The sequence below is a fragment of the Halorubrum amylolyticum genome, from assembly GCF_004114995.1.
GTDB lineage: Archaea > Halobacteriota > Halobacteria > Halobacteriales > Haloferacaceae > Halorubrum > Halorubrum amylolyticum.
The window spans coordinates 61,284-83,597 of the sequence record NZ_SDJP01000011.1 but is presented as its reverse complement, the minus strand read 5'-3'; the positions used below and the strand labels follow the sequence as shown (position 1 = coordinate 83,597).

21 protein-coding genes and 3 pseudogenes are annotated in these 22,314 nt (G+C 70.9%); 16 read left to right on the top strand and 8 right to left on the bottom strand.

Going from position 1 to position 22,314, the window contains the following annotated elements; translation table 11 throughout:
* The 6 genes and pseudogenes from ESO89_RS09800 to ESO89_RS09775 all read left to right on the top strand — a co-directional run.
* A pseudogene (locus ESO89_RS09800) lies at positions 1 to 449 on the top strand (GTP--adenosylcobinamide-phosphate guanylyltransferase); the annotation flags it as partial.
* Positions 446 to 1,519, top strand: coding sequence for a pyridoxal phosphate-dependent aminotransferase (locus tag ESO89_RS09795; RefSeq protein WP_128905338.1), 1,074 nt, complete (start codon positions 446 to 448; stop codon positions 1,517 to 1,519). The pseudogene ESO89_RS09800 and the gene ESO89_RS09795, both read left to right, overlap by 4 nt.
* On the top strand, positions 1,512 to 2,321 hold the full coding sequence (locus tag ESO89_RS09790) for an adenosylcobinamide amidohydrolase (RefSeq protein WP_128905337.1): 810 nt from the start codon (positions 1,512 to 1,514) through the stop codon (positions 2,319 to 2,321). Before ESO89_RS09795 ends, ESO89_RS09790 begins: the two co-directional genes overlap by 8 nt.
* Positions 2,318 to 3,070, top strand: coding sequence for a cob(I)yrinic acid a,c-diamide adenosyltransferase (locus tag ESO89_RS09785; RefSeq protein ID WP_128905336.1), 753 nt, complete (start codon positions 2,318 to 2,320; stop codon positions 3,068 to 3,070). Before ESO89_RS09790 ends, ESO89_RS09785 begins: the two co-directional genes overlap by 4 nt.
* A gap of 4 nt (positions 3,071 to 3,074) precedes the next feature.
* Entirely contained in the window at positions 3,075 to 4,697 is a 1,623-nt protein-coding gene (locus ESO89_RS09780) for a cobyric acid synthase (RefSeq protein ID WP_128905335.1), read from the top strand.
* Between the two features lie 98 nt (positions 4,698 to 4,795).
* Entirely contained in the window at positions 4,796 to 4,984 is a 189-nt protein-coding gene (locus tag ESO89_RS09775) for a hypothetical protein (protein ID WP_128905334.1), read from the top strand.
* A gap of 46 nt (positions 4,985 to 5,030) precedes the next feature.
* Here the strand turns inward: ESO89_RS09775 and ESO89_RS09770 are convergent, their stop codons facing one another.
* Entirely contained in the window at positions 5,031 to 5,336 is a 306-nt protein-coding gene (locus ESO89_RS09770) for a MazG nucleotide pyrophosphohydrolase domain-containing protein (protein ID WP_128905333.1), read from the bottom strand.
* Positions 5,337 to 5,474: 138 nt separating this feature from the next.
* Between ESO89_RS09770 and npdG the strand changes: the two genes are divergently transcribed.
* Together npdG and ESO89_RS09760 are read left to right on the top strand one after the other, a co-directional pair.
* The gene (gene npdG, locus ESO89_RS09765; RefSeq protein ID WP_128905332.1) at positions 5,475 to 6,143 is read left to right on the top strand and encodes an NADPH-dependent F420 reductase; all 669 of its coding nucleotides are present in this window, start codon (positions 5,475 to 5,477) and stop codon (positions 6,141 to 6,143) included.
* A 58-nt stretch (positions 6,144 to 6,201) separates the two neighbouring features.
* Positions 6,202 to 7,044, top strand: coding sequence for a polyprenyl synthetase family protein (locus tag ESO89_RS09760; RefSeq protein WP_128905331.1), 843 nt, complete (start codon positions 6,202 to 6,204; stop codon positions 7,042 to 7,044).
* 17 nt (positions 7,045 to 7,061) lie between these two features.
* On the opposite strand, the gene ESO89_RS09755 is transcribed toward ESO89_RS09760, so the two are convergent.
* The gene (locus ESO89_RS09755; protein WP_128905330.1) at positions 7,062 to 7,562 is read right to left on the bottom strand and encodes a DUF7529 family protein; all 501 of its coding nucleotides are present in this window, start codon (positions 7,560 to 7,562) and stop codon (positions 7,062 to 7,064) included.
* 285 nt (positions 7,563 to 7,847) lie between these two features.
* Here ESO89_RS09755 and ESO89_RS09750 point away from each other — a divergent pair.
* The 5 genes and pseudogenes from ESO89_RS09750 to ESO89_RS09730 form a co-directional block, all read left to right on the top strand.
* A pseudogene (locus ESO89_RS09750) lies at positions 7,848 to 9,674 on the top strand (oligopeptide/dipeptide ABC transporter ATP-binding protein); the annotation flags it as partial.
* Positions 9,655 to 10,545, top strand: a pseudogene (locus ESO89_RS09745) (ABC transporter substrate-binding protein); the annotation flags it as partial. The pseudogenes ESO89_RS09750 and ESO89_RS09745, both read left to right, overlap by 20 nt.
* 24 nt (positions 10,546 to 10,569) lie before the next feature.
* On the top strand, positions 10,570 to 11,589 hold the full coding sequence (locus ESO89_RS09740; protein ID WP_128905329.1) for an ABC transporter permease: 1,020 nt from the start codon (positions 10,570 to 10,572) through the stop codon (positions 11,587 to 11,589).
* A complete protein-coding gene (locus tag ESO89_RS09735; protein WP_128905328.1) occupies positions 11,586 to 12,515 on the top strand; it encodes an ABC transporter permease in 930 nt (309 codons plus the stop codon). The genes ESO89_RS09740 and ESO89_RS09735 overlap by 4 nt, the downstream gene beginning before the upstream one ends.
* Before the next feature lie 3 nt (positions 12,516 to 12,518).
* Positions 12,519 to 12,869 (top strand): DUF7268 family protein, encoded by a 351-nt coding sequence (locus ESO89_RS09730; protein ID WP_128905327.1) that lies wholly within the window; start codon positions 12,519 to 12,521, stop codon positions 12,867 to 12,869.
* A 40-nt stretch (positions 12,870 to 12,909) separates the two neighbouring features.
* Here the strand turns inward: ESO89_RS09730 and ESO89_RS09725 are convergent, their stop codons facing one another.
* Genes ESO89_RS09725 through ESO89_RS09700 form a run of 6 tightly spaced genes read right to left on the bottom strand, consistent with a single transcriptional unit; the run spans position 12,910 to position 19,357 of the window.
* On the bottom strand, positions 12,910 to 14,241 hold the full coding sequence (locus tag ESO89_RS09725; protein ID WP_128905326.1) for an ABC transporter ATP-binding protein: 1,332 nt from the start codon (positions 14,239 to 14,241) through the stop codon (positions 12,910 to 12,912).
* Positions 14,234 to 15,478, bottom strand: a complete 1,245-nt coding sequence (locus tag ESO89_RS09720) for an ABC transporter ATP-binding protein (RefSeq protein WP_128905325.1) — start codon at positions 15,476 to 15,478, stop codon at positions 14,234 to 14,236. Before ESO89_RS09720 ends, ESO89_RS09725 begins: the two co-directional genes overlap by 8 nt.
* Complete coding sequence (locus ESO89_RS09715; protein ID WP_128905324.1) at positions 15,475 to 16,494, bottom strand: ABC transporter permease; 1,020 nt, start codon at positions 16,492 to 16,494, stop codon at positions 15,475 to 15,477. The genes ESO89_RS09720 and ESO89_RS09715 overlap by 4 nt, the downstream gene beginning before the upstream one ends.
* Positions 16,491 to 16,673 (bottom strand): hypothetical protein, encoded by a 183-nt coding sequence (locus tag ESO89_RS09710; RefSeq protein WP_128905323.1) that lies wholly within the window; start codon positions 16,671 to 16,673, stop codon positions 16,491 to 16,493. The genes ESO89_RS09715 and ESO89_RS09710 overlap by 4 nt, the downstream gene beginning before the upstream one ends.
* Positions 16,673 to 17,692, bottom strand: a complete 1,020-nt coding sequence (locus tag ESO89_RS09705) for an ABC transporter permease (RefSeq protein WP_128905322.1) — start codon at positions 17,690 to 17,692, stop codon at positions 16,673 to 16,675. The genes ESO89_RS09710 and ESO89_RS09705 overlap by 1 nt, the downstream gene beginning before the upstream one ends.
* 6 nt (positions 17,693 to 17,698) lie before the next feature.
* The gene (locus ESO89_RS09700; RefSeq protein WP_128905321.1) at positions 17,699 to 19,357 is read right to left on the bottom strand and encodes an ABC transporter substrate-binding protein; all 1,659 of its coding nucleotides are present in this window, start codon (positions 19,355 to 19,357) and stop codon (positions 17,699 to 17,701) included.
* A 156-nt stretch (positions 19,358 to 19,513) separates the two neighbouring features.
* On the opposite strand from ESO89_RS09700, the gene ESO89_RS09695 reads away from it, so the two are divergent.
* From ESO89_RS09695 to ESO89_RS09685, 3 genes are all read left to right on the top strand, one after another.
* Complete coding sequence (locus ESO89_RS09695) at positions 19,514 to 19,969, top strand: DUF7529 family protein (protein ID WP_128905320.1); 456 nt, start codon at positions 19,514 to 19,516, stop codon at positions 19,967 to 19,969.
* Positions 19,970 to 20,094: 125 nt separating this feature from the next.
* Entirely contained in the window at positions 20,095 to 20,808 is a 714-nt protein-coding gene (locus tag ESO89_RS09690; RefSeq protein ID WP_128905319.1) for a phosphoribosyltransferase family protein, read from the top strand.
* 126 nt (positions 20,809 to 20,934) lie between these two features.
* Positions 20,935 to 22,314 carry an NCS2 family permease gene (locus ESO89_RS09685; protein ID WP_128905318.1) on the top strand — a complete coding sequence of 460 codons (1,380 nt, stop codon included), beginning with the start codon at positions 20,935 to 20,937 and terminating at the stop codon, positions 22,312 to 22,314.

Below are 22,314 nucleotides of genomic sequence, written 5' to 3'. Positions count from 1 at the left end.
CGGGCGGCGCGGGCGGCGCGGGCGGCGCGGGCGGCGCGGGCGGCGCGGGCGGCGGCCCCCTCCTGACCGTCGCCGCCGACCTCCCGCTCTTGGACGGCGCGGCGGTGAACGCGGTCCTCGACGCGGCCGACACCGCCGACGGCGACTCGCTCACCGTCTGCGTGCCGGCGGCCCGCAAGCGCGAACTGGGCGTCAGCGCGGACGCGACGACCGAGGTCGACGGCCGCGAGGTCGTGCCCGCCGGGATCAACGTCGTGGGCGGCGAGGCGGGCGACGGAGACGGAAGCGACGCGGGGGGCGACGACTCCGCGGACGACGACCGCGACGCCGGCGCGGTCCACCTCACCGACGACGCCCGGCTCGCCGTCAACGTCAACTACCCGTCAGACGTGCGGACCGCAGAGCGGTTACTGAAGAACGGCTCCGACCGACACCACACCGACAAATGAACCTCGACAGCGCGCTCGGCCTCGACCGCGAACCGCACGGGAGCAGCGACGACCCCGACCTGCTGGACTTCTCGGCGAACACCAACCCCGAGGTCCCGCCGGGCGTCGAGACGGCCTACCGCGAGGCGTTCGCGGCCGCGCGGTCGTACCCGGCCGAGCCGCCCGCGGCGTTCCGCGAGGCCGCGGCCGAGTACGTCGACTGCGACCCGGAGGCGGTCGTGCCGACGCCGGGCGGCCTCGCCGCCATCCGCGCCGCGGTCGGGCTCGCGGTGGACCCGGGCGACACCGCCCTGCTCCCCGCGCCGAGCTTCGCCGAGTACGCCCGCGAGGTGCGACTTCAGGGCGGCGAGCCCGCCTTCGTCGAGCCCGACGCGGTCCTCGACGCCGACCCGGCCGACCACGCGCTCGCGGTCGTCTGCGCCCCGAACAACCCCACGGGGACCGACTACGAGCACGGGGACCTAGAGCGGTTCGCGGCGCGGTGTCGCGCGGCCGACACCGCACTGCTCGTCGACGAGGCGTTCCGCGGGTTCACCGACCGCCCCTCGCTCGCGGGAGAGGAAGGGGTCGTCGTCGCCCGGTCGCTGACGAAGCTGTTCGGGCTCCCCGGCATCCGGGCGGGGTTCGCGGTCGCGACGGGCGAGTTCGGCGCGGCGCTGGGGCGCGCCCGGCGCCCGTGGAACGTGAGCGTCCCGGCGCTGACGACCGGCGCGCACTGCATGCGACAGGACGCGTTCGTCCGCGAGACCCGCGAGCGCGTCCGCGCGGAGCGGTCGCGGATGGCTGCAGCGCTCGCGGCGCGGTACGACGTGGTCCCCTCGGAGGCACCGTTCCTGCTGCTCGACGTGGGCGGGGAAGAGAGCGGGCGCTCGGTCGAGCGGGTCGTCGCCGACGCCCGCGAGCGCGGCGTCGCGGTCCGGGACGCGACCACCTTCCGCGGGCTCGACTCCCACGTCCGGGTCGCCGTGCGCCGGCCCACCGAGAACGACCGGCTGCTCGCGGCGCTGGGCGTGGGAGACGTTGAGGGGTCCGACGCGGAAGCGAGCGACCCGGAGGGCGACGATGTTTGACGCGACCGTGCGCGAGGGCGTCCTCCGCCTGCGCCGCCCCGAGACGCGCTGGCTCTCGACCGGCTGGGACGGGGGGCGATCGCGGGGCGACGCCGCCTGCAACGTCTCGGTGCCCGAGGGGTTCGACCGGACCGACCTCGGCGCGTACCGCGACGAGCGGCTGGCGCGGGCGGGGATGCAAACCGACGGCGACCCCCCGACCCTCTTCACCGGCGTCGCGATGGAACACGCCCGCGGCGCGCGTCTCGGCCCGGTCGTCGCGTACGCGACCGTCGGGCTGTCGAACCCGGCGACGCTCCCGGTGGGGCCGGCGGGTGCGGCGAACGACGACGACGCGGGCGACCCCGAACGCGACGACGACGCGGGCGACCCCGAACGCGACGACGACGCGGGCGACCCCGAACGCGACGACGACGCGTCGACCGCGGCGCCGGCCGAGGAGCCGCCGCAACGACCCGGCACGGTCAACCTGATCGTCGGCACGACCCGCCGGCTTGCGGACGGCGCGGCGGCGAACCTCGTCGCGGTCGCGGCCGAGGCGAAGGCGGCGACGCTGCTGGCGACGGCGGGCGTCCCGGGGACGACGAGCGACGCGGTGATCGTCGGCGACGACCCGACCGGGGAGCCGGCGGCGTTCTCGGGCAGCGCCACCCCGGTCGGCGCGGCGGCCCGCGTCTGCGTCCGGGACGCGGTCCGCGCGAGCCTGCGGTCGCGGTACCCGGACGGCGACACGCCCGGCTCGGCGGCCGACGCCGAACACGGCGTGGTCGCCGACGACCGGGCGGAGGTCTTCGAGCTATGACACACGACGACACCACAGACAGCGACGGCGACGCGGACGCAGACGCATCGACAGAGAGCGAAAGCCCGGCCGAGAGCGACGAAGACCCCGCCGCCCGAACTCCCGGCGGCGGAGACGCCCCCGAACCGGAGCCGATCGAGCCGGCCGCGCCCGAGGCGTTCGGGCTCGTGCAGGCGTGGTGGGGCGACGGCAAGGGGAAGACCACGGCGGCGATGGGGATGGGCTTCAGGGCCGCGGGGCACGGCTACCGCGTCCACATGCTCCAGTTCATGAAGGGCGGCGCCGACAGCGTCGAGGGCGTCAGGGGCGAGTACAACGCGATCGCAGCCATGCCCGGCTTCTCCTACGAGAACGCCGGCCACTACGGCTGGCACGGGCTCCTCGACGGCTCCGCGGACGACGAGCACGAGGCGAAGGCGAGCGCGGCGTTCTCGCGCGCGGAGGAACTCGTCGCGGGCGCCGCCGACGCGGACCTGACCGCCCCCCTCCCGCTCGACGGCGACCCCGACGACGGCGTCCACATGCTGCTACTCGACGAGGTGCTGTACGCCGCCGACCGCGGGCTCGTCGACCCGGACGAGGTCGTCGCGCTCGCGGAGTCGAAGCCCGACGACCTCGAACTCGTCCTCACCGGGAGCCACGCCGAGCCCGACTACCTCGACGGCGTCGCCGACCTGATCACGAACGTCCGGAAACAAACCCACCCGTTCGACGCGGGCCACCGCGCCCGGCGGGGGACGGAGTACTGAGACCGTGACCGAGACAGGGGACACCGGCGAGACGGCGGACACCGTCCTGATCGCCGGCACCGCGAGCCACGCCGGCAAGAGCACGCTCGCGGCCGGGCTCTGCCGGCTCCTCGCGCGCCGCGGCGTCTCGGTCGCGCCGTTCAAGGCGCAGAACATGAGCAACAACGCCCGCGTCGCGCTCGCGCCCGACGGCGAGTGGGGCGAGATCGGCGTCTCCCAGCACGTGCAGGCGCGGGCCGCCGAAGTCCCGGCGACGACCGACATGAACCCCGTCCTGCTCAAGCCCCGCGGCGACGGCGAGAGCCAGCTGGTGATCGACGGCGAGGCGGTCGGCCACGTCGCGGCCGGCGAGTACTACGAATCGCACTGGGATCGAGCGCGGGACGCCGCGGTCGCGGCCCACCGCCGGCTGGCCGCCGACCACGACGTGATCGTCGCGGAGGGGGCCGGGAGCATCGCCGAGATCAACCTCCACGACCGCGACCTCGCGAACGTCGAGTGCGCCCGCTTCGCCGACGCCGCGATCCTGATCGCGGTCGACATCGAGCGCGGCGGCGCCTTCGCGAGCCTCTACGGGACCCTCGAACTCCTCCCCGACGACGTGCGCGAGCGCGTCGCCGGCGCGGTGATCACGAAGTTCCGCGGCGACCCGGACCTCTTAGAGCCCGGTATCGCGGAGATCGAGGAGCGAACGGGGGTTCCGATCCTCGGCGTCGTCCCGCACGACGACCCCGGGCTCCCGGCGGAGGACAGCCTCTCGCTGCCGGACCCGGGAGACGCCGGCGGCGGGGGCGGCGAGGGCACCGGAGCCGCCCTCGGCGCGGACGACGGCATCCCCGACGAGGAGGCCGTCCGGATCGCGGTCCCCCGGCTCCCCCGAATCTCGAACTTCACCGATCTGGAACCGCTCGCGCGCGAACCGGGCGTCCGGGTGGCGTACGTCCCGATCGACGCGTCCGGTGTTGAGACCGCCGACCCCCTCGCCGACCCCCTCACCGCCGACCCCCTCGCCGACCCCCTCACCGCCGACGCCGACGCGGTCGTGCTCCCCGGGTCGAAGAACACCGTCGACGACCTGCTCGCGCTGCGCGAGGCGGGAGTCGACGAGGCGATCCGGCGCTTCGAGGGACCGATCGTCGGGATCTGCGGCGGCTACCAGATCCTCGGCGAGCGGATCACGGGCGCCGAGATCGAGGGGACCGGCTCGGTGTCGACCGTCGAGGGCGTCGGCGTGCTCCCGGTCGAGACCCGCTTCTCGCCCGACAAGCGCGTCGAGCGCGTGACCCGGACCGTCGAGGGCGTCGGCCCGCTCGCTGGGGCGACGGGGACCGCGACCGGCTACGAGATCCACATGGGCCGGTCGTCGCCGACCGAGGGGACCGCCCGGCCGCTGGGCCCGGAGAGCGCGGCGACCGACCGGGCGCTGGGGACCTATCTCCACGGGCTCTTCGAGAACGGGGCGGTCCGCGACGCCTTCGTGGCGACCGTCTTCGAGGCGGCCGGCAGATCGCGGCCGGTAGTCGGGGAATCGAACCCGGCGCGGTCCGGGTCGCCCTACGACCGCGCCGCCGACCTCGTCGCGGAGCACGTCGACCTCGCGGCCGCGGGGCTCGACGACGCGGGGTGACCGTCCCGGATCGCGGCGATCGAAGGCGGGTCTGACCGCGACGACATCGCGACCGGACCGCCGCCACCTATTTTCGCACCGAGGCCGTCCCGCCGCGTATGGTCTCCCGCGAGAACGCGGTCATCGGAACGTGTATCGCCCTCACGGTCGCCGTCGCCCTCCTCGTCGAGTCGCTGAACGCCGCGTACCCCGAGTGGTTCCCCGTCGCCCTGTTCATCGGCGGCGGGGTCGTCGTGCCGCTGGCGATCAACGAGACCCTCGATCGGCGCGAGGGGGCGGCGGAGTAGCTGACCCGCGCCCCGCGGATCGGTCGGTCGTCGCCGAGTCGGTCCGTCAGCGCCCGGAGCCCGCGTCGCCCGACTCGTCGATCCGGGCCTCGTACTTCGCCAACGACTCGTCGAGCGCGTCGGCCGCGTCGACCTCGGCCGCGTCGGCGAGCGCGAGGAGCGCGAACAGGGCGTCGCCGATCTCGTCGGACGCGATCGCGGCCTCCGCGGGCTCCGCGCCGTAGCCGGTCGAGGTCGTCACTTCCTTCGCGATCTCGCCGACCTCGCTCTCCAGGTCGAGGACGCGGTAGGCGAGGTGGGCGTCCAACTCGTGCTCGTCGACGAACGCGGCGACGCGGTCCTGCTCGTCCATGGGCGTCGCCTCCGCGCCACCGGAAAAGAATCCCCCGATCGAGCGGCGGCGAGGACGGCCGGTCGCGCACCCCCGAAGAATGGTGGCGAGGACGGCCGGTCGCGCAACCCCTAAGACGCGAGCGGCGCGACTGATCGTATGAAACTCGCGATACTCGGCGGCACGGGCGACATCGGGCAGGGACTCGCGCTCCGGCTCGCGGCCGACACCCCCCACGAGGTCACGGTCGGCTCGCGCGACGCGGAGAAGGCCGAGACCAAGGCCGAGGAGTACACCACCGAGCTCGACAGCCGCGGCCTCGACGCCGCGGTGGCGGGCGCCGAGAACGAGGTCGCCGCCGCCGGGGCGAAGGTCGTCGTGCTCGCGGTCCCGCCGTACCACGTCGGCGACACGGTCGAGGGGATCGCCGACGCGCTCGATCCGGGCGACGTGCTCGTCTCCCCCGCGACCGGCATGAAGCGCGACGACGAGGGCTTTCACTACCACAGGCCCGGCGCCGGCTCGGTGACGCGGATCGCCGCGGACGCCGCGCCCGAGGGAGTCGCCGTCGTGGGCGCGTTCCACAACCTCGCGGCCGCCCGCCTCGCGAACCTCGACGCCGACCTCGGGATCGACACCCTCGTGATCGGCGACGACGAGGACGCGAAGGCGACCGTCGCGGACATCGCCGAGGGGATCGAGGGGCTGCGCGCGCTCGACGCCGGCGGCGTCGCCAACGCCCCGGAGATCGAGGCGCTCACGCCGCTTCTGATCAACGTCGCCGAGCACAACGACGGGCTCCACGACCTCGGGATCGAATTTAAGTGATCCGAGACGGGCGGCCGTTCCGTTAGGCCTTTGCGCGACCGGTCCCTCCGGGCGATAGATGGAGTACCTGGAGCGCCGGGTCGCGCTGGTCGAGGACCGGCTGGAGGCCGTCATCGACGAGGTCGAGCCCGACGAGCTGTCCGAGGAGGTCGGCCACGTCGTCCTCGCCGGCGGCAAGCGGGTCCGCCCCGCCGTGACGATCCTCGCCTGCGAGGCGTTCGACGGCGACCCCGACGCGGCCGTCGACTTCGCGGCCGGGATCGAGTTCGTCCACAACGCGTCGCTCGTGATCGACGACATCATCGACCGCTCCGAGGTGCGCCGCGGCACGCCGTCGGCGTGGGCCGAGTACGGCTACGGCCCGGCGATCATCGCCAGCGACGGCCTGCTGGGCGAGGCGTTCGCGCTCTTCTCCGCCGAGCCGCGCGCGATGCGGACCGTCGCCGAGGCGCTCGTCGAGCTCGGGGAGGGCGAGGCCACCGAGCTGGCCGCCCGCCCCACCACCGAGGCCGAGTACATGGAACTGGCCCGCCGGAAGACCGGCGCGCTCTTCCGCGCGGCCGCCGAGCTGGGCGCGGTCGCCGGCGGCGCCGACCCCCACGCGGTCGACTCGTTCGGGGAGTACGCCGAGCGCGTCGGCGTCGCCTTCCAGATGCGCGACGACGTGCTCGACGCGACCGCCGACGCCGGCGACCTCGGAAAGCCGACGGGACAGGACGCGGAGATGGACCGCCCCTCGGTCCTGCAGGTCACGTCGCTGTCGCCCGAGGAGATAAACGAGCGCGCCCGCGCCGAGTCGGAGCGCGCGCTGGCCGCCCTCGACGACGCCGACCCGCCGGAGACGGAGGCGATCGAGTACCTCCGCGACCTCGCGGAGTTCGTCGTCGTGCGGGAGCGGTAGGAGCGACTCCGCTTCGATCAGGCGTCCCCGGTGTCCTGCGGCGGGAACAGCGGAGTCGGGTCCTCGTGGTCGAACTCGATGCGTTCGTCCCCGGAGAGCGCGTGGACGTAGGTCGTCATCGCGTCGCCCGCCCGGACGCGACTGAGCATGCGGTCCGCCTCGGCGACCCGGTAGTACAGCGGGAGGCAGAGCGCGGTCTCGGTCGCCGTCGCCCGGAACACCAGCGTCAGGTAGACGATCCCGTTCTCGTGGGCGCGGAACGCCTCGAACTCGTCGAACCCGTCCGCCTCGACCAGCTCCGCCAGCCGGTCGAACTCCTCGCCCGACAGCAGCACGTCGAGCCCGACCTTCTCGTCCGCGGAGTCGCCGGGCGCGGGGAGCGGCACCACGTCGCCGGGGACCGGCGCGAACGCCGTCCACCCACGATCTCGGTACTCCTCGGCGGTCGCACGGCACTCCTCGATGACCGTGGTCCACGTGTCGTCGTCGTCCGCGAGCGGATGCTCTTCCACGTCCATGCACGGCGTAGGCGGTCGACGGCGGGTAAAGGTTCCCTCCTGTCCGCCGCGGGCCGGGGAGATCGGGGGACGGACCGACCCGAGAGCGGACCGTTTCGAAGGCGGACTGATTCGGAGGCGGGTCGATCCGAAGGCGGACTGATTCGGAGGCGGATCGATCCGAAGGCGGACCGGTCCGGGGGCAGACCGACCCGGAAGCGGACCGATCCGGGGACGGGGACGCCGCGGCGACCGCCGCGAGGCCGAAGGCAAAAGTATATCCATGGACGGTCGGAAACTCGCCACATGCCTCCTCTGCTTTCGCTTTCCGACCTCCGCACCCAGTTCTCGACGGAACGGGGACAGGTGAAGGCGGTCGACGGGATAGACCTCGAGATCCGCGAAGGCGAGACCGTCGGTCTCGTCGGCGAGTCCGGGTCCGGGAAGAGCGTCACGGCGCTGTCGACGATGGGGCTCGTCGACGACCCCGGCGAGATCGTCGGCGGCACCGTCGAGCTGACTGACGCCCGGCTCGCCGACGAGCTCCGCGACCGGTACGACGCCGCGGCGTTCGTCGACGGCGACACGATCGACCTCACCGCCGCGCCGGAAGAGGCGCTCCGGTTCGTCCGCGGCCGAGAGGTGAGCATGATCTTCCAAGACCCGATGACGTCGCTGAACCCCTCGGTGACGGTCGGCGAGCAGGTCGCCGAGAGCCTCAGGCTCCACCAGTACGGCGGGCGCCGCAAGGACTCGTGGCTCAACGCGGTGCGCGAGATCCTTCCGAAGATCAGCCGCGACGTGGACGAGGAGATCCGAGAGGAGACCATCGAGGTGCTCGAAGACGTCGGCATCCCCGAACCCGGGGCGCGGGTCGACGAGTACCCGCACGAGTTCTCCGGCGGGATGCGCCAGCGGGTGCTCATCGCGATCGCGTTGGCCTGTCAGCCGGGGCTGCTCGTGGCCGACGAGCCGACGACCGCGCTCGACGTGACCATCCAAGCGCAGATCCTGGACCTGATCGACGACCTGCAGGCCGACCTGGGGATGTCGGTGCTGATGATCACCCACGACCTCGGCGTCGTGGCCGAGACCTGCGACCGCGTCGCGGTGATGTACGCCGGCGAGATCGTCGAGGAGGGTCCCGTCGAAGAGATCTTCGGGAACCCGTCGCACCCGTACACGTACACCCTCCTGGAGTCGCTCCCGACCGAGGAGAAGGAGCGGCTCACCCCGATCGAGGGGAACGTCCCGGACCTCATCGACATGCCGACCGGCTGTCACTTCGCGCCGCGGTGCCCGTGGGCGACCGAGGAGTGCACGAGCGGCGAGATCCCGTACCTCCAGCACGGCGGTGAGGACGTCGACCACCGCTCGAAGTGCGTCATGGAGTCGTTCGACACGGACGAGTACGGCGACGACGAGGGCGGCGCCGGACGCGACCGGTCGATCGGGGAGCCCCTCGTCGAGATCGACGGGCTCCGGAAGTACTACGACCAGGCCGACGGGGTGCTCGACCGGGTCCTCGGCGCCGACGACCGCAGCGTGAAGGCGGTCGACGGGGTCGACTTCACGATCAACCGCGGCGAGACGCTGGGGCTCGTCGGCGAGTCCGGCTGCGGGAAGTCGACCGCCGGCCGGGCGCTGTTGCACCTCACCGAGCCGACCGACGGCCGGGTGGTGTTCGCCGGGACCGACCTCACCGAGCTCGACGGGTCCGCCCTGCGAGAGACGCGGAAGGACCTCCAGATGATCTTCCAAGACCCGCTCTCCTCGCTCGACCCGCGGCAGACGGTCGGCCAGACGATCCGCGAGCCGCTGTCGATCCACGACCTGCCCGAGAGCGACCCGGACGTGGCGACCGAGGCCGAGGTGACCGTCTCCGGGATCGCCCGCGACCGGGTCGACGTGACGGTCGACGAGGAGATCGACGCCGTCGTCGGCTCCGGGAGCGGCGTGGCGACCGCCCACGTCGATGTGAGAGTCGCGGACGGCGAGGTCGACGTCGACGTGCGCGAGCACCTCGGCGTCGAGGGGACCGTCGAGCGCACCGACGCCGGCGACGTGGAACGGGTCTCGGTGACGGTCTCGCCCGGCGACACCGACCGGCTCCGCCGGCGGCGAGCTCGACATCATCGACGGGCTCGGCGCGCAGTCCTCCCAGCAGGTCGACGGCGCCGACGGAGTCGAGCTGGTCCGCACCGAGGGGATCAACATCGGCTACATGGCGTTCAACATCGCGGAGGTCGAGGAGTTCCAGGACCGCCGCGTCCGTCAGGCCGTCAGCCACGCGATCAACACCGAGGCGATCGTCAACCAGATCTACTCCGGCTTCGCGACGGAGGCCAGCCAGCCGCTGCCGCCGAACGTGCTGGGGCACAACGACGACCTCGATCCGTACGCGTACGACCCGGAGCAGGCCCAGTCCCTGCTTGAGGAGGCCGGCTACGGCGACGGGTTCTCCTTCGAGCTGGCGACGTTCCAGAACCCCCGCGGGTACAACCCCTCGCCGATCCAGACGGCCGAGACGGTCGCCTCCAACCTCGGCGAGGTCGGCATCGAGGTGGAGATCAACCAGCAGTCGTTCTCGCCGTTCCTCGAGTACACGGCGCAGGGTCGTCACGACGCCTGTTTCCTCGGCTGGTACACCGACAACGCGGACCCGGACAACTTCGCGTACGTGCTGCTCCACCCGCAGGTCGAAGAGAGCGAGCTCACCGAGGGCCAGGACTGGGTGAGCTTCGACGCCGAGGGGTACAACACGAGCAACCGCTCGGCGTGGGCGAACCAGGACTACATGGACCTCGTCGAGGAGGCCCAGCAGACGACGACCGAGAGCGACCGCGTCGACCTGTACAACGAGGCGATGCAGATCGCCCACGACGAGGCGCCGTGGGTGTACCTGGACTACGCCGAGGAGCTGCGGGGCGTCGCCGACCGGGTCAGCGGCTTCCAGATCGCCGCGATCAGCGGTCCGTACCTGAACCTGGTCTCGCTGGAGTAGCCGAACAGCTCACTTCACCCGTCGATGTTTCCAAAGCGATTCGTACTCAAGCGGCTGCTGTTGCTCGTTCCGGTGTTGATCGGAGTGGCGACGCTGGTCTTCTCGATCCTCCACCTCTCGCCGGGCGATCCGGCGCTCACGATCGCCGGCGAGCGCGCGAGCCAGGAGTTCGTCGAGCGCATCCGCGCCGACCTCGGGCTCAACGACCCGATCTGGGTCCAGTACATCGACTTCCTCGGCAACGTCGCGCAGTTCGACTTCGGGGAGTCGTACGTCATCAACCGGAACACGAGCGTCCGGGAGGTCCTCGCCGACACCCTTCCCGTGACGCTCGAACTGGCCCTGTACGGCCAGCTGTTCGGCATCCTGTTCGGCATCCCGCTCGGCGTCCTGAGCGCGGTGAAACAGGACACGCTCACCGACCACGCCACTCGCGTCGGCGCGCTCACCGGAATCAGCGTGCCGATCTTCTGGAGCGGCCCGCTGCTGATCCTGCTGTTCGCGCAGGTGCTCGGCGTCCTCCCGACCAGCGGGCGGATCGCGTCGGCGTACAACGTCGCCGCGATCCGCGTCACCGGAATGGTGACGATCGACACGCTGATCGCCGGCGACTGGGAGATGTTCCGGTCCGCGGTCAGACACATGCTCCTGCCGGCGCTCGTGATCGGCGTGTACTCGATGGCGCTCATCTCACGGATGATGCGCTCGTCGATGCTGGAGGTCGTCAGGCAAGACTACATGCGAACCGCCCGCGCGAAGGGGCAAGGCGAGAAGATCACCGTGTTGAAACACGGGTTCCGTAACGCCCTGATCCCCGTCGTCACGATCATCGGGATACAGTTCGGCGGGCTCCTCGGCGGCGCGGTGCTGACCGAGACCGTGTTCGCGATCGGCGGGATCGGAACCCTCCTCGTCGAGGCGATCGAGGTCGGCGACTACCCGATCGTTCAGGGGACCGTCCTGACGTTCGCGTTCCTGTTCACCCTGGTGAATCTCGTCGTCGACGTGACCTACTCGTACCTCGATCCGAGGATCCAACAATGAGCACCGAAACACTCACCGACGGGGAGGCGGAGACGGCGAGCCGCGGGCTCGTCGACCGCGTCCGCGCCTCTCCGTTCCTCTCACAGCTGCTGTCGAATCGGCTCGCGCTGGCGGGGCTCGCGATCATCGTCGGCATGCTCGTGGTCGCGATCTACGCGCGCCTGACGCTCGATCTGGAGGTCATCTCCCGATCCCAGCTCGGCACGAACCCGAACCGCGCGGCGCCGAGCCTGGAGTACCCGTTCGGCACCGACGGGCAGGCGCGGGCCCTGCTCCCGCGGGTCGCCTACGGCGCGTGGTACGCGATGCTGTTCGGGACGGTGACCGTCGGCGCGTCGACGGTGCTCGGGGTCGGCCTCGGCATCGTCGCCGCCTACTACGGCGACATCACCGACAACGTGATCATGCGGACGATGGACGTGCTGTTGGCGTTCCCCTCGCTCCTCTTGGCGCTCGCGCTCGTCTCCATCTTCCCGGACGAGCTCGGGCTCTGGCGGGCGGTCGCGGCCCTGACGCTCGTGTACACGCCGCGGTTCGCCCGCGTCGTCCGCGGGGCCGCGCTCACGGTGTTGGAGAACGAGTACATCGACGCCACCGTCGCGCTCGGCGCCACGGACCCGCGGGTGCTCGTCAAACACGTGCTGCCGAACTGCCTCGCGCCGATCACCGTCCAGTCGACGCTGAACTTCGGGCTGGCGATCATCGACCTGGCCGCGCTGTCGTTCCTCGGGTTCGGCGCCTCCGCCGGCACGCCCTCGTGGGGACTCATGCTCTCGAACGGCGTGAGTCAGGGGCTTCTCACCGGCGTCTGGTGGTGGTCGTTCTTCCCCGGACTGTTCCTCGCGCTGACCGTCCTCGGGTTCAACCTGCTCGGCGACGGGATGCGGGACGCGCTCGACCCCCGGATGCGGGAAGCGGTCGACTGATCGATGTCGCTGCCGCCGGCCGTCCGGGAGCGCGGGCGGCTCGTCGCCGGCGGCGCCGCCGTCGGCGCCGCCGCGACGCCGGTCCTCCTCGCCGGGTTGGTCGCGATCGGGGGATTCGGCCCGCTGGCCGCCGCGGAGACGGCGTTCGCGTTCGGCGGCCTCTGGTTCGGGCTCGCCCTCCTCGGGTGGGCCGGCTCCGTCGCCTCCGGTCGAGCGATCGAGGCCGCACAGGAACACCTCGACGCGGACTCCGGCTGGACCGAGCGCCGGTCCCGGCGCGCGATGGCGCGGATCGGGGGGTTCGGCGCCGGCATGATGCTCGTCGCGCCGGTCGTCGGAACCGCGGTCGGCTGATCGGGCTCGTTACTTCGACGACGCTCCGGCCTCCGGAGCGCTACCGCGACGACGTTCCGATCCCTGGAGCGTCGTGGTCCGCCTCCCACTCCTCGCGGGCCGCCTCCACGTCGTCCGGCTGTTCGTTCAGGAGGCACGCCGAGGGGTGGTCTCCCGCGGGCAACGCGGGATCGATCGCCTCGCAGGGGGACCGGTACCGCTCCCGCAGCGTCGCCGCGGCGGCCTCGCGGTCGCCGTCGGCGAGCGCGCGGATCGCCTCGCGGACCGTCTCCGCGTCGGCGTCGGGCAGGTCCGTGTCGAACGCCTCCTCGTAAAGCGAGTCGACGAACGCCGCCTGATCCTCCCGATCCGGGTCGCCGACCTGCTCCCACCGCACGCCAACGTCGATGTCGCCGTTCTCGATCCGGGTCCTGAACTCGCCGATCTCGCGGAACGTCGCCTGCGGAAGGTCCAGTCCCGGCGGCTGGATCAGCTCCGGACACCGCGTCCGGAACGAACAGCCGGAGGGCGGGTCCCGCGGCGACGGCACGTCGCCGCGGATCGTCTCGACGTCGCGGTCCCGCTCCTCGGTGTCCGCCCGCGGAACCGACTCTAACAGCGCCTTCGTGTACGGGTGTTGCGGGGCCTCGAAGATCTCCTCGGTGGGGCCGATCTCGACGATTTCGCCGAGGTACATGACGGCGACGCGGTCGGAGATGTGCCGCACCACCGACAGGTCGTGCGCGATGAACAGGTACGTCAGGTCGCGCTCGGCCTGCATGTCGGCGAGCAGGTTCAACACCTGCGCCTGCACGCTCACGTCGAGCGCGGACACCGGCTCGTCGAGGACGATGAACTCCGGATCGATGGCGAGCGCGCGGGCGAACCCGATGCGCTGGCGCTGTCCCCCCGAGAACTCGTGGGGGTACCGGTCGATCTGGTCGGCCGAGAGCCCGACCTCCTCCAAGAGGGTCTCGGCGCGCTCGCGCCGCTCGGCGCTCGTCCCCACGCCGTGGATCGCGAGCGGCTCCGTGATGATCTCGCCGGCGGTCATCCGCGGGTCGAGACTGGAGAACGGGTCTTGGAACATCACCTGCGCCCGCCGCCTGAACGCGTCCGTGTCGTCGCCCGAGAGCTCGAAGACCGGGTCGCCGTCGAACGTCACGGAGCCGCCGGTGGGCTCGCGGAGCCGCATCAGCGTCTCCGCGAGCGTCGACTTCCCGCAGCCGGACTCCCCGACCACGCCGAGCGTCTCGCCCTCGCGGACCTCGAAGGAGACGCCGTCGACCGCCCGGACCGCCTCCGGCTCCGCGCCGGTCAGCCGGTCGAGCAGCGTGTCGTTCTCGTAGTAGTACTTCTCGAGGCCGTCGACGGTGACGAGGGGGTCAGTCATCGCTCACCTCCGTGTTCGGGGCAGTCGACTCGTCGCGGGCGGTCGACCCCTCGGCCGCGGACGGCCCGTCGTCGGTCGGCCCCGAGAGCCGCTCGTCGGAGACCGCGTCGGCCTCGCTGTACTCGCGCTCGGCGAGGACACAGCGGGCGCGGTGGCCCTCGCTCACCTCGTACTCCGGCGGTCGCGTGAGACAGTCTGTCATGGCTTTCGGACAGCGGTCGGCGAAGTAACAGCGGTCGGGCATGGTCGCGTCGACGAGGTCCGGCACGTTGCCCGCGATCGGTTCGAGCCGCTCGCCGGGGCGGTCGATGTCGGGCACCGAGCCGAGCAGTCCCTTCGTGTAGGGGTGGACCGGGTCGTCGAACACGTCCCGCAGGGTGCCGCGCTCGACCACCTCGCCGGCGTACATGACGCTCACCCGGTCGGCGACGCGGGCGATGACGCCGAGGTTGTGGGTGATGAGCACGACGCTCATGTCCATCGTCTCCTGTAAGTCGGCGAGCAGGTCGAGGATCTGCGCCTGAATGGTCACGTCGAGCGCGGTCGTCGGCTCGTCGGCGACGAGGAGGTCCGGGTCGCCGGCGAGCGCCTGCGCGATCATCGCGCGCTGGAGCATGCCGCCGGAGAACTGATGCGGGTACTCCTCGGCGCGCTCGGCGGGGTCGGGGATGCCGACGCGGTCGAGCAGCTCGACCGCGCGGTCCCAGCTCTCCTCGGAGGTGTACGAGCGGTCGGGGAGGACCCCGTCGAGGAGCAGCTGTCCCAGCCCGTACCCCTGCGTCCGCGACCGGGTCGAGCGCGGGTTCGCGCTCGCTCGGCGCTGCACCTCGGCCGCCTCGGCGATCTGCTCGCCGACGGTGATCGAGGGGTTGAAACTGCTCATCGGGTCCTGGAAGATCATGCTGAACGCGGAGCCGCGGAGCGACCGGCGTTCGGCCTCGGAGAGCCGGCGGAGGTCGACGAAGTCGCCGTCGACCGCCTCGGGCCGGTCGCCCTCGACCCGCGCCGCGAGGTCGGCGTTGTTGTACCAGATCTCCCCGCTCGTGATCTTCCCCGGCGATTCCACCAGGTCGATGAGCGAGAGCCCGGTGACGGACTTCCCGCTGCCGGACTCGCCGACGACGCCGAGGACGGAGCCGGCCTCCACGGTGAACGAGACGCTCTCGACCGCGTTGATCTGCCCCTCCTCGGTGAAGAAGCGCGTCGAGAGGTCCCGGACGCGAAGCAGGTCCGTCACGGCGCACCCCCCTGACCCTCGATGCCCGGATCGAGCGCGTCGCGCAGCCAGTCGCCGATCAGGTTGATCCCGACGACGGCGGCGACGATGGCCAGCCCGGGCACGGTCGCGATCCACCACGACGACGAGAGGTACTGCCGCCCCTGCGCGATGTCGAAGCCCCACGAGAGCTGCGCCCCCGAGAAGCCGAGGAACGACAGCGAGGACTCCAGTAAGATGATCGCGGCGATCTGGATCGTCGCGAGCACTAAGATCGGCGTCAGGCTGTTCGGGAGCACGTGTCTGAGTATCACGTGCAGGTCGCTTCCGCCCATCGATCGCGCCGCCTTCACGTACTCCTGATCGCGGACGGAGAGCGCCTCCCCGCGCGCCACGCGGGCGAACCACACCCAGTTCACCAGCGCGACGACGGCGATCACGGTCCCCGGCAACACGATGTTCTCGGGCATCTTCGCGGGCGCGATCCCGAACGCGACCAGCGGGTCGGGGATGCGAAGCGACGCCTGCCCCCACAGCCCGATGAGCGCGATCGCGAGCACGAGCGACGGGAAGGCTAACATTACGTCGGCGAACCGCATCAGCGCGTCGTCGACCCGGCCGCCGTAGTAGCCGGCGGTGATCCCGACGGTGACGCCGAGCACGACGGCGATCGCCGTCCCGAACAGGCCGACCAGAAGCGACGTGCGCGCACCGAACATCGTCCGCGAGAGCACGTCGCGGCCGAGCGAGTCGGTGCCGAGGGGATGCTCGGCCGTGGTGTTGACGACGACCTCCTTCTCGACGATCTGCACCTCGCCGTCGACCATCTCCGAGGTCGTCTGGTTCTCCGTCGCCGTGAACCCGAGCGGCGGAACGTTCGTGTTGTCGAGGTTCTGGTTCGTCGGGTCGTGGGGCGCTAACAGCGGGGCGAACACGGCCGTAAAGAGGATCACGGCGAGGATCGCGATCCCGAGCTTCGCGAGGAGGCTCCGCGAGAGCTCGCTCCGGAGGTTCCGGAGCGTCCGCGGGGAGATCACCGGACGCTCACCTCTAGTGCCGTCCCGCGCGCCGCCACGGATGTCGTTCCGCACGCCGCCACGGATGTCGTTCCGCGCGCCGCCACGGATGTCGTTCCGCGCGCCGCTTCGGTCGTGGGTGACTCAACCGTGCGACACGCCGCGCCGCCTGAGAGACCGGAGATCTGTCGGTTCGTCATCAGTGGACCACCCGCGGATTGAGGTACGCGTACAGCGCGTCGACGAAGATGTTGATCAGCACGAACCCGGTCCCGATCACGATCAGCGACCCCTGGATCAGCGGCCAGTCGCGCACGTTGATCGAGTCGATGACCAGCGTGCCGAGGCCGGGCCACGAGAACACGGCCTCGGTGATCACCGCGCCGCCGATCAGGGTCCCGAGCTGGAGTCCCAGCACGGTGACGATCGGGATGAGGGTGTTCTGGAGCGCGTGTTTGTACTGTATCAGCGACTCCGGGAGCCCCTTCGCGCGCGCCGCGCGGACGTACGGCTGCCCGAGCTCCTCGATCATCCCGCTCCGGGTGAGCCGGGTGACGAGCGCGGTGAAGTACGTGCCCAGCGTCACCGCCGGCAGGGCGATGTGCCACAGCCACGTCCCCAGCCCGTCGAGGAACGCGCCCACGTCCATCGGCGCGGCGAGCCCGTTCTCGACCGTGATGAGGAACGCGAACGACTCGAAGAGGCCGATCGGTCGCCGGCTCGTCGGGAAGATATCGATCTGTACCGACAACACCAGGATGAGCATGATCCCGAGCCAGAAGTTCGGCGTCGAGATACCGACCAGCGAGAACAGGGTCGCCCCGTAGTCGGCGGGGTCGCGCCGGCGCGTCGCGCTGATGACGCCGAGCGGGATCGCGATGACGATCGCGACGACGGTCGCCGCGACCGCCAGCTCGACGGTGGCCGGCACGCGGGCGAGCACGATGGTGCTCGCCTCGGTCCCGCGGAGGTACGAGTACCCCATGTCTCCCCGGAGGAGCCCGACGATGTAGTCGGCGTACTGGACGTACAGCGGCTGATCGAGCCCCAGCTCGGCGGCGATCTGTGCGCGAAGCTCGGCGCTCGCGTCCAGCGGCGCGACGAACGTCACCGGGTCGCCCGGGGTGATGAACCGCAGCAGGAACACCGCGGTCACGACCCCCCACACGACCAGCACGCCCTGAATCCCGCGTTTCAGGAGGAACCGTCCCAGCGCCATCGAGCCTTAGTTTCCGCCCGGCAGGTCCTGGGACTCGGACATGAGCTCGTCGACCTCGTCGTCGTCCTGATAGCTGGAGAGCGCCCCGTCGGACGTGAGCAGCGGGATGATCGTCTGGCTGGCGTCGAACGTGGTGTTCCCCCAGCCGAGCAGGTAGAACGGCGGCGTGTTCTCGATGTCGCCGCTCGTCACCTCGCCGGCCAGCGAGGCGAAGTCGCGCTGCTCGACCTCACAGGAGACGTTCGAGAGCTCGTCGATCTGGCTGGCGACCGCCTGCGCGATCTCCACGTCGCGGAGGTACCGACCCACGGGCGTTTCGAGGGTGATCTCGGCGCCGGCGTGGCCGGAGTCCTCGACGAGCTGTTCGGCCTGCTCGACGTCTTGTGGGTACGGATCGACCTCCTCGTTGTAGCCGACGAACCCTTCGAGGGTCGGCTGGCCGGTCGGGTCGGCGAACCCCTGCAGGATGTTCTCGATGATGCTGTCGAGATCGATCGCGTAGTTCAGCGCCTGCCGGAACTCGACGCTGGAGAACGGCTCCACGTCGTACCGCATGGCGTTGAACACGACGCGGGTGCTCGGCACCGCCGTGACCTCCGTGGCGCCCTCGTCGCGGACGCGGCTCACTTCCTGCGGCGGCACGTTGACGATGAGGTCCGTTTCGCCGGCGAGCAGCTGCGAGACGCGTGTGCTCGCCTCGCTGGCCGAGCGGATCGTCAGCTCCTCGATCTCCGGCGCGTCGCCCCAGTAGTCCTCGTAGGGCTCGTAGACGATCTCCACGTCCTGCTCGTACTCGACGACCTGGAACGGGCCGGTCCCGTTCATGTCGGAGTTGATCGCCGAGGAGTCGCGCGACTCGATCCAGTCCTGCTGGACGACCTTACAGTACGAGGCGAAAAGCGAGAACACGATCGGGTTGATCCCGTCCGAGGTCACCTCGACGCCGCCGTCGACGACCTCGGCGCCCGTGACGCCGGCGAGCTGGTCGTTCTGCGGGCTCGCGATCCCGACCTCCTCGTCGACGACTCGGTTGACGCTGTAGGCGATGTCCGAGGGCTGGAGCTCGTCGCCGTTGTGGAAGGTGACGCCGTCGCGGATCTCGAACCGGACGCGGCCGTCTTCGAGCCGCTCGTAGTCGGTCGCGAGCGCCTCGATGATGTCGCCGTCGGCGTTGCGGCCGAGCACGCCGTCGTGGGCCTGTACGACGATGTTGTCGGTCGGCGTCTCGCGGTGGTCGTGCGGGTCGAGCCCGGAGTCCATCGACGACTGGGTGATGGTGACCGACGGCTCGCCCTCGGTCACCGAGATCGCCTGCGCCTCGATCCGCTCGTCGCGGCGGGCGTCCCAGTCGAGCCGGCTCGCGATGCCGTACACGCTGTACTGGCGGTTGAGGAAGATCCACGGGGCGCGATCGTGGAGCAGTCGGTTCGCGCGCTGGAGGTGCTCTTCGCGGGTCTCCGGCTCCGGAAGCTGCTCCTCGTCCTCCCCGTCGGAGCCGTCCTCGCCGTCGCTTCCATCGCTCCCGTCGCCGCCGTCGCTTCCGTCTCCCCCGTCGCCCCCGTCGCCCCCGTCGTCCGAACACCCGGCCAGACCGACGGTGGCCGCGGTCCCTCCGACGTACTTCAGATACGTCCGGCGGTTCACGTCCGCGTCATCGCGTAGCATAGGCGATTCAATACTACCGCGGGATATAAGACCTGTGGTCACGTAACACGGCGCTCGGCCGCCGTCACCGCCGTCCGTTCCGGCGGTTTCCTCGCCTCGCGCTCGCGCCGAGAACGCGCGAGCAAGGTTTAATTCCCCGCGGCGACGCTCCCTTCCATGAGCAGAGCCGATCTCGGCGAGCGGTGGCAGCGCGTGTTCGACGACACCGAGGCGACCGCGGCGGAGTACCGCGACGGCGGGTGGGAGGCGCTCGCGTTGCATCCCGGCGACGTGAACCCGATCGCCGACGAGGCGCGGCTCCACGTCCTGTTGCCCGGCTCGGAGTTCGACGAGGTCAACGGGCTGCTCTCGGAGGTGTCGATCGAGTCCGTCCGCGTGTACGCCGCGGCCGGCGAGGCGGCTAGCTACCGGCTGGTGGTCGCGGAGAACGCGACGTCGGAGGTCGCCGTCTGCGTCCCGACCTTCGTCCTCGACTCGGACCGGGACGCGCTCGAAGCGGCCGCGGCCGACGCGGGTCGGCTGACGATCCGGCTCCGTCCGCTCGACGACCGCGACCGCGTCGAGTTCGCGGTCGACGACCCGGAGCTCTTCTTCCGAGCGCCGGCGGAGTGACCGCGACCGCGCCGCCCACCGAACCGCGACCGCGCCGCTCACTCTCCGCTAGGAGCCACGTTCGTGGCGATCGTATCCTCCGAGGACTTCGACGTATTCATACTTGTGCGATCGCGATCATCCGTATGAACCGAGCAGAGAAGGCGGCCCTCCAGCTGCAGGCGGTCGCCGTGTTGCGGATGCTGAAGGAGACGCGCACCTACGAGGAGCTGTCCGAGGTGACGGGACTGCCCGCGGGCGACCTGAACCGGTACGTCAACGGCCACGTGCTTCCGGGCACCGACCGCGCGAGCGAGGTCGTCGAGGCGGTCGGCCGCGACGCGCTCGCCGACGAGCTGCTCGCCCGCGTCGAGTTCGACGACGAGGGGTACGTCGACAACTCCGGCGTCGTCTTCGACCAGTCGTTCCTCGATTTGGTCGCGCCCGTCGCCGCGGAGACGTTCGAGTTCGAGTCGCCGGACGTGGTCCTGACGGCCGCGACCGACGGGATCACCCTCGGCGCGGCGATGGCCTCCTTCTTCGACGCCCGCTTAGCGTACGCCAAGAAGTCGAAGGAGACCGCCGTCGAGGAGTTCATCGAGTCCCGCCAGCGGCTCGCCTCCGGCATCGAGCTCACCTACTACCTCCCCGCGAGCGCGATCGACGCCGGCGACACCGTCCTCGTCGTCGACGACCTGATCCGGTCTGGCGAGACGCAGGAGCTGCTCTTGGACATCGCGCTCCAGGCCGACGCCGACGTCACCGGCGTGTTCACGCTCATCTCCGTCGGGGACGAGGGGATGGAGCGCGCGCGAGAGATCACCGACGCTCCCGTGGGCGCGCTGACGACGTTCGAGTAGACACGTTCGCGCATTTCTCCGGACGTATCGGGGTTCATTGGCGACATCGTATCCACGAATATGGATATATATCGCTAGCGTTCAGCAAAGCTTATCACTCGATCCCGGGGAACACCCACCCGTTCAATGGGGCTTACAGACACGATCGCGGCGCGGTTCGACGTAGAGGGGCACGACTCCGACGTTCGCACGGAGCTGATCGCGGGGCTCACCACCTTCCTCGCGATGTCGTACATCATCGTCGTGAACCCCGCGATCCTCTCGGACGCGATCCAGATCGAGGGGTACGGACAGGGAGAGGTGTTCCAGATGATCGCCATCGCGACGGTCCTCTCGGCGGCGATCGGGACCGCCGTGATGGCGCTGTACGCCAACTACCCGTTCGGGCTCGCGCCCGGGCTCGGGCTCAACGCCTTCTTCGCGTACACGGTCGTGTTGGGGCTCGGAATCCCGTGGCAGACGGCGCTGGCCGCCGTCTTCGTCGAGGGCGTCGTGTTCATGCTGCTCACCGCAGTCGGCGCGCGGGAGTACGTCATCCGGTTGTTCCCCGAGCCGGTGAAGCGGTCGGTCGGGGCCGGTATCGGGCTGTTCCTGCTGTTCATCGGGTTCCAAGAGCTACAGGTGGTCGTCCCCGACGAGACGACGCTCGTCACGCTCGGCGGGATCTTCGGGAACCCGTGGGCGATCCTCGGGGTCCTCGGGGTCGTGTTGACGTTCGTGCTGTGGGCGCGGAACGTCACGGGCGCGATCGTCATCGGCATCGTGACCACGTCGCTGGTCGGGTGGGGACTCACCCTCGGCGGGGTGTTCGGGCGCGGGACGGTCACCCCCGAAACGCTGCCGGGCGTCCAGTACGACATCACGCCCCTCGCGGGCGCGTTCGTCGAGGGGCTCGCCGACATCGACCCGCTCACGTTCGTCTTGGTCGTGTTCACGTTCTTCTTCGTCGACTTCTTCGACACCGCCGGGACGCTCATCGGCGTCTCGCAGTTCGGCGACTTCCTCGACGATGACGGCGACCTCCCCGACATGGACAGGCCGCTGATGGCCGACGCGGTGGGGACGACCGCCGGCGCGATGCTCGGCACCTCCACGGTGACGACGTTCATCGAGTCGTCGGCCGGCGTCGAGGAGGGCGGCCGCACCGGACTCACCGCCTTGACCGTCGCGGCCCTCTTCCTCGCGTCGCTCGTCGTGATCCCGGTCGTGGCCGCAATCCCCGGCTACGCCTCCTACATCGCGCTGATCGTCGTCGGCGTGATGATGCTGCAGGGGCTCGTCGAGGTCGACTGGACCGACCCCGCGTGGGCCGTCTCCGCCGGCCTCACCGTCACCGTGATGCCGTTCGCCTACTCGATCGCCGACGGGCTCGCCGCCGGCATCGTCGCGTACCCGATCATCAAGGTCGCGGTCGGCGAGTACGACGAGGTCGCGCTCGGCCAGTACGTCATCGCGGCGCTGCTGGCGCTCTACTACGTGCTCTCGACTCGGGGCGTCATCCTGTGA